A 17,114-nucleotide genomic window follows, 5' to 3' on the forward strand; every position below is an offset into this window, starting at 1 on the left:
GCTTCGTGGTTGGCCATTCTCCCGAATTGACGATCCGCCGACGCGGCGCCTGAGGAACTTGCCATATGTCCATCCTGCGGCAGCTTGCCGTTCTGGTCGTGATCGCGGTCGCGGTGTTCGGCACCTACTACGCATGGCAGAGCTATGCCGCGACGGGCGAGCAGGCTGCTGAAGGTGGCCGTGGTGGACGCGGCGCGACGCTGGTTGAAGCCGTCCCCGCCGAGCGCCGCAGCATGTCGACCACCATCGAGGCTGTCGGCACCACCATCGCCGCCCGCTCGATCCAGGTCGTGTCTCTCGTCGATGGGCGCATCACGCAATTGAATTTCCAGTCCGGTGACAAGGTCGAGGAAGGTGACATCCTCGTCGAGTTGGACCGTGACATGCAGGAAGCCGACCTGACCGAGGCCGAGGCCGCCAAGACTCGTGCGGACGGCGAACTGGAACGTGCCCAGAAACTGTTCGGCAACAAGATCGTGACGGCTGCGCGCATCGAGGAGCTGACGGCGGCGCAAGCCTCCACCGATGCGGATCTCAAGCGCGCCCGCCGCCAGCTTGCCGACCGGACGATCCGTGCGCCCTTCGCCGGAACCGTTGGCCTGAACCGCGTCGATATCGGCGCGCGGATCACCGACAACGCCGTCATCACCACCCTGGACGACCTGTCCCACGTCGCGGTCGAATTCGCGGTGCCGGAAAATCTCTACGGTGCAGCGCGCATTGGTCAGGAAGTCGAGGCCCGCAGTGCCGCCTATCCGGGCCGCACCTTCATCGGCAAGGTGGTCGAGATCGACAGCCGCATCGACGGCATCAGCCGCTCTTTCGAGGTGCGCGCCGACATGCCGAACGAGGACGGTGCACTTCCCGCCGGAATGTTCATGCAGGTCTCGCTGTCGCTGGACGGCGGCGAGGCGACGGTCGTGCCCGAAGAAGCCGTGATCGCTGAATCCGGCAACGCGTTTCTGTTCGTTGTGAAGGATGGCGTCGCCAGTCGCATCCGCATCGAGACCGGCCGCCGCGCCACAGGCGTCGTCGAGATCACCGAGGGCATCGACGCCGACGCCATGGTCGTCACCCGCGGCAATGCGAAGCTGCGCGACGGAATGCAGGTGCGCCTTGAAGGCGAAAGCGGAGACCAGAACGGATGACGCTGTCGGAACTCTCGGTTCGCCGGCCCGTGCTGGCGAGTGTCGTCAGCATGATGATCCTTGTGCTGGGCATCGCCGGGTTGATGCAGCTTCCCATCCGCGAACTGCCTGACGTCGACGCCTCGGTCGTCACCGTCACCACCAACTACACGGGCGCTGCCCCCGGCGTCATCGACACCGACATCACCGAGATCATCGACGCCGCTGTCGCCGGCGTCAGCGGTGTGAAGACGATCAACTCCGAATCCCGCCGCGGCCGCAGCCGCACCACCATCGACTTCGAACTCGGCCGCGACATCGATTCCGCCGCCAGCGACATTCGCGATGCGGTGGCGCGGGTTCGCGCGCAATTGCCGGAAGACACCGAGGAACCGCAGGTCGTGAAGAACGATGCGGATGCCGACCCGGTCATGCGCCTCGCCGTCACGTCCACCGAGATGAACCCGGCGGAGATAACCGACTATATCGACCGCTTCATCAAGGACCGGATCACCACCATCGACGGTGTCGCCAACGTACGCATCTACGGCGAGCGCAAGCCCGCGATCCGCATCTGGCTGAACCGCCGCGCCATGGCTGCGCGCAATATCACCGTGTCGGACATCGAGGCCGCCCTGCGCCGTGCCAACGTGGAACTGCCGGCCGGCGAACTCGAATCCAGCACGCGGCTTTTCACCATCCGCCTCGACAGCCGACTGCGCCAGATCGAGCAGTTCCGCCAGATTGTTCTGAAGCGCGTCTCCGGCTTCCCTGTTCGCCTTGAGGCTGTGGCGGACGTGCGCGCCGGCGTGCAGGACGATTCGACCATCGTCCGCTCCAATGGCGAGGTTGCCGTCGGCATCGCCGTTCAGCGCCAGTCGCAGTCCAATACCATCGAGATTTCCAACGCCGTGCGCGAGGAAATCGATCGGATGCGCGACACGCTCCCGCGCGGCATGGATATCTCGGTCGGCTCGGATGACGCGATCTTCGTGGCAGCCTCCATCCGCGAAGTGGCCATTGCGCTCGCCATCTCGCTCGGCCTCGTGGTGCTGGTGATCCTGTTCTTCCTGCGCTCGTTCCGCGCGACCATGATCCCGGCCATCACCATTCCTGTCGCCCTGCTCGGCTGCTTCTTCCTGATCTGGCTGATGGGCTTCTCCATCAACGTGCTGACGCTGCTGGCGCTGATCCTTGCCATCGGCCTCGTCGTCGACGATGCCATCGTGCTGTTGGAAAATATCGAGCGCCGGCTCGCCATGGGCGAGAGCAAGCTGCAGGCCGCCGTGCTGGGTTCGCGGCAGGTGCAGTTCGCCGTCATCGCCACATCGATCACGCTGATCGCAGTGTTCATCCCGATCTCGTTCCTCAAGGGTGCGGCGGGACGCCTGTTCACCGAGTTCGGGTTCGTCATGGCGGCAGCCGTCGCCATCTCCACCTTCGTGGCCCTGACCGCCTGCCCGGCGCTGGCCGCCAAGATCCTGAAATCCGGTGCGACGCAGTCCGAGGAAGAAGCCCGCGAGGCTGCAAAGAAGAGCTTTGCAGGGCGCTGGTACCGGCCCGCGCTGGAGCGAGCTATCGGGATGCCGCTCGTGGTCATTGCCCTGGCCGGGGCGTTCTCCGTCACCGGGTTCTTCGCCTACCAGGCGATCCCGCGCGAACTCTCCCCCAGCGAGGACCGCAGCGTCCTGTTCATTCCGCTCACCGCGCCGCAGGGCAGCACGCTTGCCTATACCGACGCGGAGGCGAAGCGGCTGGAAGACAAGATCAACGCGGTGCGCGAGGAACTGGGCATCGACACCGTCTTCGTATTCTCGGGAAGCCAGGGCCGGCCGTTCCGATCGTTCATCGTGCTGCGGCTGAAGCCATGGGATGAGCGCGAGCTGTCGCACCGCGACGTGATCACCCGGCTCATCCCCTTCACCCGCGAAATGGCGGGTGCACGCGGCTTCCCCGTCAGCCCGTCGGGTCTTGGCCTGCGCGGCAACTCCTCGCCGCTTCGCGCCGTCATCGGCGGGGCGGACTTCGAGGACGTGAAGGCGTGGTCGCAGATCATGCTGGCGAAGGCACAGGAAAACCCCGGCCTCAGCAACATCGAAATCGACTTCGAGGAAAGCCAGCCGCAGATCAGCCTCAGCCTCAACCGCGAGAAGGTGGACGATCTGAACATCGGAGTGGAAACGCTGGCGGGGACGTTGCAGGCGATGTTCGCCTCGCGCGAAGTTTCGACCTATGTCGATCGCGGGCGCGAGTATCCCGTCATCGTGCAGGCCGGTGCCGACGACCGGCGCACGCCCAACGACATCGGCAATGTCTTCGTGCGCAGTGGCGACGGCGAAACGCTGGTGCCGCTTTCGGCCCTCATGGAACTCAACGAGACGACGGAAGCGCCGTCACTGCGGCGCTACAACCGCCTGCCCTCAATCACGCTGCAGGCAGCGCTGTCGGATGGCTACACGCTCGGGCAAGCCATCGATTTCATCCTGGAAACCGCTGCGACCGAACTGCCGCCGGAAGCCAATATCAGCTTCTCCGGCCAGTCCCAGCAATACCAGGAAACCTCCAGCGGCGTGGCGGTCACCTTCATGCTGGCGATTCTGATCGTGTTTCTTGTGCTGGCCGGTCAGTTCGAGAGTTTCATCCAGCCGCTGGTCATCATGCTGTCGGTGCCGCTGGCCATCGCTGCCGCCGTTATCGCGCTGTACCTCACCGGCCTGACGCTGAACATCTACAGCCAGATCGGCATCATCCTGCTCATCGGGCTGATGGCGAAGAACGGCATCCTGATCGTGGAGTTCGCCAACCAGTTGCGCGATGAGGGCATGCCGGTGCGCGAAGCGGTGATCGAGGGGTCGATCATTCGCCTGCGGCCCATCGTGATGACGATCGTGTCGACCGTCTTCGGCGCCATTCCGCTGGCCTTCGCAAGCGGTGCGGGAGCGGAAAGCCGTCAGGCCATCGGTATCGTGATCATCGGCGGGTTGGCGGTCGCCAGCGTGATGACATTGTTCCTCACGCCGGTCCTGTACGACCTGCTCGCCCGGTACACCCGTCCGCGAGGCGCCATCGAAAAGCGCCTCGCCGATGAGCTTGCGTCAGCCCCCCAAGCTGCGCGCTGAGCCGTCCCGCCGGGTGGGCGGCCTGCGTCAGGCCGCTTCTTCGGTGGAGGTCGGGCAGCAGTTCTTTTCCGACACCCATTCGTTGACGGCGTTGAACTGCACGTCCAGTTCGGCGCGCTGCTGGCGGATGTCGCGCAGGCGCTTGCGCAGCACTTCGCACAGCATCCGGTCGAACATCTCGTCGCCCTCGGTGTCGCGCACCTTGGCAAGTCGGGTGATCGTTTCCATGCCGATGCCAACCTTGCGGCAGTTCACGATCATCTCGATACGTGCGATCTGCTCAAGGCCGAACTTGCGGCGACCGCGGCCGATGCGGATCGGCTTCAGGAGGCCTTCTTCTTCGTAGAAGCGGATGGCGCGAGTCGTGAGACCAAACATCTCTGCGACCTCGCCGATCTGGTAGATGCGGTCTTCCAACCGCGACTTTGCACTTTGACCCATTCCGGTCACCTCGATCTTCAGTTTCCCAAAAAACAAGCCGACGTCCGCGACCAGAAGGACGGTCGAACGGAATCGCCGGCGGCTGTATTCAAGAAATTGAATGAAACGTGACGGAAGATTCAGGTTGTAACGGTAAAATGACGGTTACATCTGCCCCAGCGAGAGGATCGGCAACCTAGACGCGAGCTTCCCGAACGGGACGCGGGAAGCCCGCCATCCGCATTTCCTGCACCAGCGCCTCTATGACTGGTGCGGTGAAACCCCGCTTCCGCAGGTAGTCCATCGGCGCGTTGAGGAAGCCTGCGTCAAGTTCGCGAATACGCGAGATGGTCGCAACCGCAATCTCTGAAAATCCGGTTCTGTGCTGGGCAATCGCATATGCGGCGAGATAGAGCGGATCGGACGATTCCGAAAGTTTGTTGGCAAAGGCCTCGGCGCGGGTGAATCGCCCCAGTCCGTTCATGGCGACGAACGTATAGAAGTTCACCCAGTCAGGCGAATTCTGGAAGTTCGCATCGGCCCGCCTCAGCACTTCGGTCGCATCCCGGAAAGCACCAGTCTGGACCAGAAGGCGTCCGTAGCTTCCAAGCGTCACCATGTCTTCCGGATTGTGCTCATAGACATGTTCGGCGAGATCGCGGGCAGTCTCGATCCGCCCCTCCAGCAGCAGCAGTGACAGGCGGAACAAATGCACGATGGCGGAGCCGGGCGCGATGCGTTCAGCCTTGTCGAAGGCTGCGCGTGCCCGCTCGCGCGGGTCGCCTGGGGTCGGGTTGAAGCCGCGCGTCTCTTCTTCCAGGTAGATGCCGCCCAGCAGCACCAGCGCCTGGTGCAGCCGGGGATGCGCAACGATGGTCAGTTCGAGGCAGTCACGCGCAGCAAGGTGCCGCTCCTCGCTCGGCGCAGCGAAATAGGTCCCGGCGCGCGTCAGGCATTCCAGCGGGCCACCGGATTCGGCTGCGTTGGAATAGTCCTGGTAGATCGGTCCATAGATATCGATTGCCGTGCGCACCTCGGCCAGGTCCACGGGCGTCACCATCGCACTGCCAAGCCGGTAGATACCGCTGTCCGATCGGGTCAGGTCGAGTTCGCTCGCAAAAATCAGTCGGCCGTCACGAACGCTGACAACCTCCACGGTGCCGCGCATCACGACCCCTTCCTGCTGGAAGGTGAATTCGAGCTTGTAGGTTGGTTGCTGCCGGGTCAGCGCGCGCGCTTCGCTTTCCGCGCGCACGATGATGTAGTCGCTGAAGGCCTGAACGAAGAGCTCGATCCGATTGCGATAGGTGACAGGGTCGAACCAGTCGGCAGAATTGCCGCGCTCCGTCACCGACACGAAGACCTGCGGCAGGATGCTGGCAGCATCGCGCCCCGTCCCTGCCGGATATTCGGCGTTGATCGCGGCAAGCCGATCTGCGTGGGCGCGAGGCGTCTTGGTCTTCCAGAAGTCCCAGACCAGCACCGCGAGAACACAACTGCCCGCAATGGCCATGAAGGCGAAGAGACCCGGAACGAACCGCATCGGGTCTCGCTTCGGCGCTGGCGGAAGGGAGGCCGCCACGTTCGGAGCAAACCGGGGCACGTAGCTGCCGATCGGCATCTCGATGCGAATGACGGATTCGTTTTCGGGGTCGGCATAGAATCGCGACAGCACATCGCGCAGGCGGCGCGCCTGAACACGCACGAGGGGGCTGTCGTTGGGATCGAAATTCTCGGGCCGGTCGAGCGCTTCCACCGCGATGGTGTACGCCTTGAGCCGCTCTTCGCGCCCGGCCAGCGTTTCCTCCACGACATAAGTCAGGAAACTGGCGAGCATCGCCGAGTTCCTGATCCCCTCGAATTCGAGGATCCGGGCAAGTTCTTCCCGAACTGCTTCCGGCTTCACCGCCATGCCGAGCGACCACCCTCTCGGTTCGCATCACCGCAATACGACCCAGTCGCATCGCGCATTCCCGCGTGCCCCGTTCACCGGCGCATTGCGACTGACTGTCATCACTCCTCTTTGAGAGCGCCTTTGGTGGGCGCTTGTACTGTTTGACTCGCCGAACGGATCAGATCGTTCGGCCACCATCGACTTCGAGCACGACGCCGGTGAGGAACTCGGCTTCGTCCGAGGCGAGATAGAGCGCCGCGTTGGCGATATCGGCTGGTTTCGAGAACCGGCCCAGCGGGATCGTTGCCATGAATTTTTCCCGGTTTTCCGGTGTGTCAGGCACGCCCATGAACGTTTCCATCAAGGCAGTTTCGCCAAGGACCGGCGCGATTGCATTGACCCGGATCATGTCTGGCGCAAGCTCGACAGCCAGCGAGCGGCTCATCAGGTTCACCGCGGCCTTGGAGGCATTGTACCAGGTCAGGCCGGGGCGCGGGCGGATGCCGGCCGTCGACCCGATATTGATCATCACGCCACCACCCGACGCCCGCCAGTGCGGCACGGCGGCGTGGGTGAAGTGGTAAATCGACTTCACGTTCACATCGAACACGCGGTCATAGGCGTCTTCATCCACGTCCAGCGAGGGTTGGTTGCGGTAGCACCAGCCGGCATTGTTCACGAGCACGTCGAGTTGGCCGAACGCCTCAAGCATTGCCGCAACCGCTGCATCGACATCCGCGCGCTTCGAGACGTCACACGTGACGGCAATCGCACCGTCGATCTCGCTGGCCACGCGCTTTGCGCCATCGGAATCAATATCGACCACCGCGACACGCGCGCCTTCCCGCGCGTAGGTCTCGGCAATCGCCTTGCCGAAGCCGGACGCGGCGCCGGTGACCAACGCTGCCTTGGACGCGAGACGGCCCGGATTGCCCATGAAAAGTTTCCTGCCCAGTTTTATTTCGTAAAAAGCTACGCCGAATCTTACGTTTCGGCAAATCAACTCCTCAACTCAATGAAACATCACAATAATCTGCGTTACCAAGCTTTGCTTTTGTTGGCAAATCGTTTGGCTGATCGCTAAAGTTGAGTGCTTTAGTTAGTGTTTTTACGTACGGAAATGCCCTTATGCGTGCGATCGGATTTCTGGAAGCGCGCCTTCGGGAATTTTCGATGGCGAATAGGTCTCCGGCTTGGCGCGAATGATGAAGCGAACGAGCGTCGGCAGAAAAAATATGATGATCGCCAGCTTCACCACCGCGATCCACAGCAGACCGCTGAACAGCAGGAACAGGGCTGCGATCACGAGCATCAGCGCGATCCATGCCGTCAGTACCAGGTTGCCGATATATCCCGGCCAGCTGCCGCCCTTCTGGAACACGGTGCCGGAGGAATGCGCTGCGAGCTTCTCGTGCAGCGCGCGGATGAAACGCGCATAGGCCTCGTTGTGCTCGGTAAAGCTGCCGTAGCCGTGGAACGAGGAATTGGAGATGTCGATGCGCTTGCCCGTGCGTGGCGTGATGTGCGCCAGATAGCGATTGTGCTGAACGCGCGTCGGCCGATAGGCGAGCCGCACATGGGAAATTTCGCTGAACGGCAGCCGGTGATGTCCGGCCTTGCCCTCGTCCACCCATTCCAGCGCATCGTCGCTCAACGTGTAGGTGCGCGGGCCGCGCAGCGCATGAAAGGTGTGGGTGTAGCTGTCCTTGCTGTGCATGCGCCTTTTCCTGTGCCTATTCTCGTTCGGCAAAGGATGCGGAACTTCACCCGCCGATCAAGCCAGAATTACCTTGCGCGAGCGAGACACATTTTCCCCTTGCCGAGCGCCTCGCCACATTCCAGAATCTGAATATCGAAAAACAAACGGGAGATGCGCCATGACTGTCCTGACACGGTTTCTCGCGATGCTGGCTGTTCTTGCCACCATCGCGACCGCCTCGGCATCGGAGGTGCCGATGGGCGATGACGGGTTGCACAAGCCGGACTGGTTCTCACTGACCTTCCGCGACATTGCCGAGGACATCGAGGCGGCGAAATCGCAAGGCAAGCGCCTGGCGCTGATGTTCGAACAGCGCGGCTGCGGCTACTGCAAGGAAGTGCACGAGAAGGTTTTGACCGACCCGGAGGTCAAGGACTGGATCAAGGCGAACTACATGATCGTCCAATACAATATCCACGGGGCGGAGGAGCTGACCGACACTGACGGCGAGAGCCTCACCGAGAAGCAGGCGGCGCGCAAATGGGGCCTGATGTTCACGCCCACCATCCTGTTCATGCCCGAGGACGTGCCCGGGGGTGACGTGACCGTGGCACAGGCAGCCGTTGCCATGATGCCCGGCGCCTTCGGCAAGGGCACCTTCCTCGACATGTTCCAGTGGGTGGCGGCGAAGGGCTATGACGGCGACGAAGATTTCCAGAGCTACCACAACCGCCGCTGGCGCGAGCGCAACGGCGGACCGCCGGAAGCGACACAATAGGCCGATACGACCTTCGTACTTTCAGCAAGGCCAACCGGACTGTAACGTCACATGATTGGAAGGCGCCGCCCGCCAGCGGCGCCTTTTTCGTCTGCCCCACGGCCACGATCGGACCCGCCATGACGCCTGCCAGCAAATCGACCGCCATCGTGACGGGTGCTGCCCGCGGCATCGGCTTGGCCATTGCCCGGCGCTTCCTTGCGCAGGGTTGGCGGGTGGCGCTGGTCGACATCGACGCGCAGACGCTCGGCAGCATTCGCGGCGAGATGGAAACGCCCGACACGCTGATCATCGAGGCCGATGTCTCTGACCCCGCACAGGTCGCGCGCGCCGTCAGTGAGACGGAGGCCCATTTCGGCCGGATTGATGCACTCGTCAACAATGCGGGCATCGCAATATTCAAGCCGGTGCTGGAGACAAGCTACGAGGACTGGTCCCGCGTGCTGGCGGTGAACCTGACCGGTCCGTTCCTGACGGTTCAGGCGGCAGCCCCCGTCATGATGAAGTCCGGCGGCGGGGCGGTCGTGAACATCGGCTCCATTTCCGGCCAGCGCGCCAGCACCTTGCGGGTCGCTTACGGCACGTCGAAGGCCGGGCTGGCTCACCTCACCAAGCAGCAGGCAGCAGAACTGGCGGAGATCGGCATCCGCGTGAACTGCGTCGCCCCCGGCCCGGTCGACACCGCCATGGCCAAGGCCGTGCACTCAGCCGAAATTCGCGCCGACTACCACGACGCCATCCCCCTTAACCGCTACGGCACGGAAGAGGAGATTGCAGAAGTCGTGGTCTTCCTGTGCAGCCCGAAGGCGTCCTATCTGACGGGGCAGACGATCGGCGTCGACGGCGGCTTCGATGCATCCGGCATCGGCCTGCCGACACTGCGCGCAACCACCCGGCCAGATGACAGGGAGAGCGACACATGAGCGTCACCATCAACGGCATCCGCAACTGCGACACCATGAAGAAGGCGGTTGCCTGGCTGGAGCAAAACGGCGTCGACCACACGTTCCGCGACTACAAGAAGCAGCCGCCGACGCAGGCAGAGCTGGAAAGCTGGTCGCAGGCCGCCGGCTGGGAGAAAGTCATCAACAAGGCCGGCATGACCTTCCGCAAGCTGCCCGATGCGGACAAGCAAGATCTCGATCAGCCCAGGGCCATCGCGCTGATGCTCGACAAGCCTTCGATGATCAAGCGTCCGGTGCTGGAGCACGACGGCGGCATCGAGATCGGCTTCAAGCCGGAAGGCTACGCCGCGATCTTCGGAAAGTAGGCCGAGGCCGGCCTCAGTCCTTGTCGTACATGTAGGCGCGGGTCAGCGGAAGCGCGTCGCGTTTGTGCGAGATCACGCACTGGTAGATCATGTTTGGACCGTGCTCGAACCACGATTCCGCACCGACGAGATAGAACTCCCACATCCGCGCGAAACGCTCATCGAACATCTCCACCGCTTCCTCGCGGCGCGCCATGAACCGGTCGTGCCAGTGGCGCAGCGTCCAGGCGTAATGCTTGCGCAGGATCTCGCAGTCGAGCACCCACAGCTTGGCGAACTCGGTCGCGCGGAACACTTCCGACATCGACGGCGCAGAGCCGCCGGGGAAGATGTACTTGCGGATGAACGGACCCGTCGCGCCGGGCGGCGCCATGCGCCCGATGGCATGCACGAGACCCGCGCCATCCGGCTTCATCAGCTTCGAGCACTGCCCGAAGAACTGGTGGAAGTGCTTCGAGCCGACATGCTCCATCAGGCCGATGGAGACGACGCGGTCGTACTCGCCTTCCGCCTCGCGGTAGTCGCACTCGTTGAACCGAACGCGGTTTTCAAGGCCCAGTTCCTTCACGCGGTTTCGCGCGAAGGCAAGCTGCTCCGGCGACACGTTGATGCCGGTGACGTCGCAGCCGTAGTTCTTGGCAAAATGGATCGCCGCCGCGCCCCACCCGCAGCCGAGATCGACAACCTTCATCCCCGGCTGCAACTGCAGCTTGGCCGCGACATGATCGAGTTTGTCGCGCTGCGCCTGCTCCAGCGAGTTCGCCGGATCGGTGAAATAAGCGCAGGTGTAGTTCATCTCCTCGTCGAGCCACATGCGGTAGAAATCGCCGGAGATGTCGTAGTGGTGGCGGGTGTTCTTGGCCGCCAGCCCGAGCGGGTTGGCCTGGTGCAGCGGCCGCATCGCCAGCCGGAAATTGTAGAGCATCCGGTTGTAGAAACCGTGCGGCTTGTCGCCGGGCTTCTTGTTGGCGGCATACAGCATCAGCAGGTCGCGGATGGTGGAACCATCCTCGAACTCGATGCGCCCGTCCATGTACCCCTCGCCGACGGCGAGGTCCGGATTGCGTGCGATGTCGGTCGCGATCTTTGAATCGGTGAATCGCAGCGTGACGAGCGGGCCGTCTTCGCCGGAGCCGAATTCGGTGCGGGTGCCGTCATGGTCGATGACAGTCAGCCGCCCTTTCTTGATCGCCTTGCGGAGGAATAAGGTAAGGAGCCACATGGGGCGCATCTTAGGTGCTCGCCCCGCCTGTGCAAGCCAAGTTTGCCCGAACGGAAAAAATGGAGTTCTGAATGGATATCGCCGAAGCCCGCCGCGACCTTGCCGCAACCTTTCGCTGGTGCGCCCGGCTCGGCCTGAACGAGGGTATCGCCAACCATTTCAGCCTCGCGACCTCGCCTGACGGGACCCGCTTCCTGATGAACCCCTACGGGCTGCACTGGTCGCAGATGAGCGCCAGCGACCTGCTGGAGTTCGATGCCAATGCTGACCCCGACGGCATCGGCGAGACGGTCGACCCGACCGCCTTCGCCATCCACGGCGCGTTGCACCGCAAAGCGCCGCACGCGCGCTGCATCATGCACCTGCACCCGAAATACACGACCGCGCTGGCCTCCCTGAAAGACCCGACGATGCCGCCGATCGACCAGAACACGATGCGCTTCTTCAATCGCGTCTCGAACGACTTTGGCTATGACGGCATGGGTCTTGGCGACGAGGCCGAACGCCTTGCCGGCGCGCTCGGCAATCACTCCGTCATGCTGATGGGCCAGCATGGCGTGCTTGTCGCGGCCCCCGACGTCGCCTGGGCCTTCGACACGATCTATTATTTCGAGAAGGCCGCCGAGAACTACCTGACCGCCCTGACGACGGGCCGCGAACTCAACGTCGCAAGCGACGAAGTGGCCGAGAAAACCGCCCGCCAATGGGAAGAATATCCCGACGGCCCGCTGAAGCATCTCTCCGCGATCCGCGCGGTTCTCGACGCCCAAGAACCCGACTACGCGAACTGACGACCGTGCGGCCCCGGCTCCGTTTCAAGAGGCTGCCGCGCGAATGGCTGGTCATCGTACGCAAATGGTAACCAATTGTTTGCGCTGTTCTCACACAGATCGGGAAATTCCACGTTGTCGGTGATCTGGAAAGCCATCGGTTAGCTTTTCACGATATCTCCCGAGTACCAAAGGGAGAATCCTCGATGTTGCGTGTTGCTTCTTGCATCATGAACGAGCACGACCACCTGCTCGTCGCCATTGCCGCGCTGATCTGCGGTGTTGGTGTTCTTGTTGCCACCAGTCTGTATCGGCGCGCGCGCAGCACACGAGGCTACGCACGTCTGTCATGGGTCGGCCTCGGCGCCATTGCCGCCGGGTCCACCATCTGGTGCACGCACTTCGTCGCGATGCTGGCCTACCAGCCCGGCGTCCCCATTTCCTACGACACCGTCCTGACGCTCGTCTCCCTGCTGATCGCGGTTGCAGGAAGCACGCTGGCGATGCTGATCGGCAGCCTGCGCATCAAGCTGGCGCCCGCGGTCGGCGGCGGCATCTTCGGTCTCGCCATCGCCGCGATGCACTACACCGGCATGGCGGCATTCTCGGTCGGCGGGTTCCTCACCTGGAGCCAGGCCTACGTCTCCGCCTCCGTCGCGATCGCGATCCCGCTTGGCGCGGCAGCTTTCCACATGAACGCCGCCGGCATGGACGACAAGCGCCGCTGGGCAGGCGCTGTGCTGATGATCCTGTCGATTGTCGGCATGCACTTCACCGGCATGTCGGCCGTCACGATCCATTCCTACGGTTTCGACGGGATCGCCGGCCTCGACGACACCACCCGCATGATGCTCGTCTTTGGCGTCACCGGTGTCGGCTGCCTCGTCCTGTCGACCGCTGCCATCAGCTTCTTTCTCGACAACCAGGCGCGCAGCCATCTGGTCGCGCGCATGCGCTACCTCACCGAAAGCGCCGTCGATGGCATGGTCGTGTGCCGCAATGGCAAGATCCTGCATGCCAACGCAGCTTTCGAGAAGATGAGTGGTCGCACGCGCGAAAACCTGCTGCACGGCCTGATCTTCGACATGATCGAGAACCCGTCGCAGGTGAAGGAGAGCGAACTCGTCCGCACCACCCTGCGCAGCGCAGATGGTCCGCCGGTCCAGGTGGAAGTGACAAAGCGCACCGAATCCGTTCGCGACAATCTCGATCCGCTCGCGGTCTTCGCGTTCCGCGATATCAGCCAGCGCATCGCCAACGAGCAGCGCATCTCCTATCTCGCCGCCTATGACAGCCTGACGGGACTGCGCAACCGCACCTCGTTCTACGACGAGGCCAAGACCATGATGAGCGCCGAGGGACAGCGCAAGCTGGCGATCCTCGAACTCGACATGGACCGCTTCAAGGAAATCAACGATGGTCACGGCCACGCTGCCGGCGACCATGTTCTCCAGGCCATCGGCACCCGCCTGCGCGACAGCCTGACGCCGGGACAGATCGCAGCGCGTATCGGTGGCGACGAGTTCGTCATTCTCGCGCCGATCTCCGACCGCAACGAGGCCCGCGAAATCGCCGAGTCCGTGCTCGAGACCATGTCGCATGGCATCGAACACGAAGGCCGCGTCTTCCGCTGCGGCGCCAGCATCGGCATCGCCATGTTCCCCTTCGACGGCGAGTCCGTTGAAGAGCTGATGAACAATGCCGACCTCGCGATGTACCGCGCCAAGCAGAAGTCGGATGGCAACTACTGCTTCTACAACGGCGAAATGGACAACCTCGCCCGCGAGCGCCGCTCGCTGATCGAGGACCTGCGCAACGCCATCGACAACGAAGAACTCGAACTGCACTACCAGGTGCAGATCTCGGTGCCGAACGAGACTGTCAGCGGCTACGAGGCCCTGCTGCGCTGGACGCACCCAGTGCTTGGCTCGATCCCGCCGAACCGCTTCATTCCGCTGGCCGAACAGAGTGGCCTCATCATCCCGCTCGGCGAATGGGTGCTGCGCGAAGCCTGCCGCGAGGCCGCGTCCTGGAACTCGACCTGCAACATTTCCGTGAACCTGTCTGCCGAGCAGCTGTCCGATCCGGAGCTTGCCAACATGGTGCTCTCCACACTGCTGGAAACGGGTCTCTCCCCGTCGCGGCTCGAACTGGAAGTCACCGAGACGAGCTTCATCAACGATCAGGCGCGCGCAGCCGCCACGCTTGGCCAGCTCAAGGCGATGGGCGTCTCGATTTCCATCGACGATTTCGGCACGGGCTATTCATCGCTGGCCATGCTGCGCGAGTTCCCCTTCGACAAGATCAAGCTCGACAAGTCGCTGATCGACGAGGTGTCGCGCAACCAGAAGGCCCAGGGCATTTTCCGGGCCGTGCTGTCGCTGGGAAACGCGCTGAGCGTGCCGGTGCTGGCCGAGGGCGTGGAGACCAGCGAGCAGTTGGAGTTCCTGCGCGAGCACGGCTGCGAGCTTGTTCAGGGCTACTACTATGGCCGCCCGCAACCGCAGGCCGACTGGCGCATCCCCGCATACGTGTCCGCCGGGGTCGTCGAGGAAGACCAGATTCCCGGCGTTGCGCGTCGCACCGGCACCTGAGGGCTCCGCCCGCGCTAGTAGCGGTCGCCAAATAGTTCCAGCAGGGTTTTCTCGCCCTTCAGGCAGTCGTAGCCCTGCGCGGGTCGCAGCAGGGGTTTCGGCGGCTGGCGCGGCGCGAGATCGGCAATCTCCAGCACCAGTTTGCGGCGCACCGCGTCCGGGAACTCGGCCCAGTCGAGAACCGGAATGACGAACGACCCGGTCCCCCCGATAACGCACTCCTTGTAGTAGACGTCGAGGTCCTCGATGTCCCAGCGCAGGAAGCTGCCCTCCCGCGTCATCAGCGGCAGGCCGTTGATGATGACGCCGTCGCTCACCGCCTCGTCGCGCGCTTCCACCACGGGCCGGCCGGAATTGTTCGGCCCGTCACCGGAAACGTCGATCACCCGGCGCAGGCCCGCGTAGCCGTTTCCGGGAAACTGGAACATGGCGTATTCGATGGCACCGGAAATCGACGTGTAGCGAAGCGAGCTGACCGGCGCGGCCATCAGCCTGTTGGCGACCGCCTGAGCTTCTTCCCGGTTGCTGATGAGAGTCCACCCGATGAGCGTGTTCTGCAGGCCGGTGCCGCCCCACTCCATCAGTGTCAACGCGATGCGGCCCCAGCCGCCCTGCGCGATTGCGGTAAGAACCTCGTTGCTGACCAGTGCCTCGGCATAGCCGCGCCGCTGGATCTCGAATTCGTGCGGGGTCATGGAGCGCGAGACGTCGACGGCCAGCACCAGCTCGAGGTCGACCGGCAAGTCTTCGGCCCGCGCCGGACTGCTGACCAGTCCGGCGATAGCGAGTGATGCGATCAGGTTCGACAGCCACGCCATGTGAAAAGCGTAAAGACAGCGCGAACCCGTGTCGAGTGATCAGTCCGCGCTTGTGATCTCGCGCATGGCCGCAAGCAGTGCGGTCACCTCGGCTTGCGTGTTGTAGTGGCAGAGCGACACCCGCACGCAGGACTGCAGGCCCAGAGGCTTCAGCACGTTGCCGGAGTAGTGATCCGCCTTGCGCGCATGGACCCGGATGCCGCGTTCGCGCAAGTCCGAGACGACCTCGGTCGCGTCGCGCCCCGCCAGCGTGAAGGAGACGAGCCCCTCGCGCGCCGGGTTCTCCAGCCCGCCGAGAATGGTCAGGCCCGGCATGTCCTTTAGTCCCGGCTCGTTGCCGACGCCGTTGATCATCGCATCCGTCAGGCTCGTCTCGTGGTCGTGGATCGCGGCGGCTGCGGCCTCGATGCGCGCGCGGCGCGTGTCCCCGCCGCCGACCTGCGACCCGAGCCAGTCGAGATAGGACACGACGTCCGACCACGTGGCATAGGCGCCGGTATCGCGAGTGCCCAGTTCCCAGCGATCATCAGGCCCGCCAACCAGCTTGTTGAGCGGCACGATCCGGTCCGACACCCAGGCCAGCCCGTAGCCGTGGCGCGAGAACGCCTTGTAGGGTGAGATGACATAGCCATCGATGCCATAGGCGTCGATGTCCACATGGCCGTGTGCCGCATGCTGGATGCCGTCCACGACGATCAGGCATTCCGGCGACTTGTCGCGAATGGCAGCCGCGATGGCGCGAATGTCCATGCCCATGCCGCTGACCGGCGAGCCGTGGATGATCGTCGCAACGCGCGTCTCGCCCGTCACCACCGCGCGGTAGGCATCCGCCGTCACCAGCCCGGTCGAATCGTCGTGCGCGACCGCGTGATAGGGCTTGCCGGCCTTCTCCGCCCACGTGCGGGCAGCCGAACTGCTGGCAGGATGTTCCAGCGTGGTGCCGACGACATTGCCGCCTTCGGGCGCCTGCATGATCGCGGTCATGATCATGCGGAACAGAAGCTCCGTCCCGCTTTCGCCAACGATGATCTGGCCCGAGCGCGCGTTGAGGAATTCGCGCGCATCCTGGCGGCCATTGGCGATGATGGCATCGAGTTCCTTCGACGCCGGGTTGTCGCGGCCCTGGTTGTCGGGGATCGCGGCAAACTTTGCGGACGTCTCGACAACGGAATTCAGCGTCAGCGCGCCGCCGGCATTTTCAAAGAAGATGCGCTCCCCGGTGAACGGGCAGGTATCGACATGGGCGAAGCGGCCGCGAACCGCTTCGATGAGCTTGGGATCGGAACCGAGCATGGTCTGTCCTTGTGTGGTGCCGTTATGCTGGCACCAGCAGTTACGCCGGGCGCCAAGCGGTTTCCAGCCCTGATTGTGCAACACCGCCAGCCACGGCGTGCAACCGTCAC

Annotated in this window: 14 protein-coding genes; 7 read left to right on the plus strand and 7 right to left on the minus strand. The window is 63.5% G+C overall.

What is annotated here, in order from left to right:
- Nucleotides 1-65: 65 nt before the first annotated feature.
- Together ACKTEK_RS10820 and ACKTEK_RS10825 are read left to right on the plus strand one after the other, a co-directional pair.
- Nucleotides 66-1,148 carry an efflux RND transporter periplasmic adaptor subunit gene (locus ACKTEK_RS10820; RefSeq protein WP_409165304.1) on the plus strand — a complete coding sequence of 361 codons (1,083 nt, stop codon included), beginning with the start codon at nt 66-68 and terminating at the stop codon, nt 1,146-1,148.
- Complete coding sequence (locus ACKTEK_RS10825) at nt 1,145-4,246, plus strand: efflux RND transporter permease subunit (protein WP_409165305.1); 3,102 nt, start codon at nt 1,145-1,147, stop codon at nt 4,244-4,246. Before ACKTEK_RS10820 ends, ACKTEK_RS10825 begins: the two co-directional genes overlap by 4 nt.
- Before the next feature lie 27 nt (nt 4,247-4,273).
- On the opposite strand, the gene ACKTEK_RS10830 is transcribed toward ACKTEK_RS10825, so the two are convergent.
- The 4 genes from ACKTEK_RS10830 to ACKTEK_RS10845 form a co-directional block, all read right to left on the minus strand.
- Nucleotides 4,274-4,687: a MerR family transcriptional regulator gene (locus ACKTEK_RS10830; RefSeq protein ID WP_409165306.1), complete on the minus strand. Its 414-nt coding sequence runs from the start codon at nt 4,685-4,687 to the stop codon at nt 4,274-4,276.
- 175 nt (nt 4,688-4,862) lie between these two features.
- Nucleotides 4,863-6,578 carry a tetratricopeptide repeat protein gene (locus tag ACKTEK_RS10835; protein WP_409165307.1) on the minus strand — a complete coding sequence of 572 codons (1,716 nt, stop codon included), beginning with the start codon at nt 6,576-6,578 and terminating at the stop codon, nt 4,863-4,865.
- A gap of 160 nt (nt 6,579-6,738) precedes the next feature.
- Entirely contained in the window at nt 6,739-7,497 is a 759-nt protein-coding gene (locus ACKTEK_RS10840) for an SDR family oxidoreductase (RefSeq protein WP_409165308.1), read from the minus strand.
- A 189-nt stretch (nt 7,498-7,686) separates the two neighbouring features.
- On the minus strand, nt 7,687-8,277 hold the full coding sequence (locus ACKTEK_RS10845) for a hypothetical protein (RefSeq protein WP_409165309.1): 591 nt from the start codon (nt 8,275-8,277) through the stop codon (nt 7,687-7,689).
- A 160-nt stretch (nt 8,278-8,437) separates the two neighbouring features.
- On the opposite strand from ACKTEK_RS10845, the gene ACKTEK_RS10850 reads away from it, so the two are divergent.
- The 3 genes from ACKTEK_RS10850 (at nt 8,438) to ACKTEK_RS10860 (ending at nt 10,307) form a co-directional block, all read left to right on the plus strand.
- Nucleotides 8,438-9,037 carry a thioredoxin family protein gene (locus ACKTEK_RS10850; RefSeq protein ID WP_409165310.1) on the plus strand — a complete coding sequence of 200 codons (600 nt, stop codon included), beginning with the start codon at nt 8,438-8,440 and terminating at the stop codon, nt 9,035-9,037.
- A 119-nt stretch (nt 9,038-9,156) separates the two neighbouring features.
- Nucleotides 9,157-9,960 (plus strand): SDR family NAD(P)-dependent oxidoreductase, encoded by an 804-nt coding sequence (locus tag ACKTEK_RS10855; RefSeq protein WP_409165311.1) that lies wholly within the window; start codon nt 9,157-9,159, stop codon nt 9,958-9,960.
- On the plus strand, nt 9,957-10,307 hold the full coding sequence (locus ACKTEK_RS10860; RefSeq protein ID WP_409165312.1) for an arsenate reductase: 351 nt from the start codon (nt 9,957-9,959) through the stop codon (nt 10,305-10,307). Before ACKTEK_RS10855 ends, ACKTEK_RS10860 begins: the two co-directional genes overlap by 4 nt.
- Before the next feature lie 13 nt (nt 10,308-10,320).
- Here ACKTEK_RS10860 and ACKTEK_RS10865 read toward each other — a convergent pair whose 3' ends face one another.
- Nucleotides 10,321-11,529 (minus strand): class I SAM-dependent methyltransferase, encoded by a 1,209-nt coding sequence (locus ACKTEK_RS10865; protein ID WP_409165313.1) that lies wholly within the window; start codon nt 11,527-11,529, stop codon nt 10,321-10,323.
- A gap of 71 nt (nt 11,530-11,600) precedes the next feature.
- Between ACKTEK_RS10865 and ACKTEK_RS10870 the strand changes: the two genes are divergently transcribed.
- Nucleotides 11,601-12,320: a class II aldolase/adducin family protein gene (locus ACKTEK_RS10870; RefSeq protein ID WP_409165314.1), complete on the plus strand. Its 720-nt coding sequence runs from the start codon at nt 11,601-11,603 to the stop codon at nt 12,318-12,320.
- Between the two features lie 209 nt (nt 12,321-12,529).
- On the plus strand, nt 12,530-14,893 hold the full coding sequence (locus tag ACKTEK_RS10875; RefSeq protein WP_409165315.1) for an EAL domain-containing protein: 2,364 nt from the start codon (nt 12,530-12,532) through the stop codon (nt 14,891-14,893).
- Between the two features lie 14 nt (nt 14,894-14,907).
- Here ACKTEK_RS10875 and ACKTEK_RS10880 read toward each other — a convergent pair whose 3' ends face one another.
- Nucleotides 14,908-15,711, minus strand: coding sequence for a DUF1194 domain-containing protein (locus ACKTEK_RS10880; protein WP_409165316.1), 804 nt, complete (start codon nt 15,709-15,711; stop codon nt 14,908-14,910).
- Between the two features lie 39 nt (nt 15,712-15,750).
- On the minus strand, nt 15,751-17,004 hold the full coding sequence (locus ACKTEK_RS10885; protein ID WP_409165317.1) for an aminotransferase class V-fold PLP-dependent enzyme: 1,254 nt from the start codon (nt 17,002-17,004) through the stop codon (nt 15,751-15,753).
- Between the last annotated feature and the right edge of the window lie 110 nt (nt 17,005-17,114).

The organism is Tepidamorphus sp. 3E244 (assembly GCF_046159835.1).
Taxonomy (GTDB): domain Bacteria; phylum Pseudomonadota; class Alphaproteobacteria; order Rhizobiales; family Tepidamorphaceae; genus JACKJK01.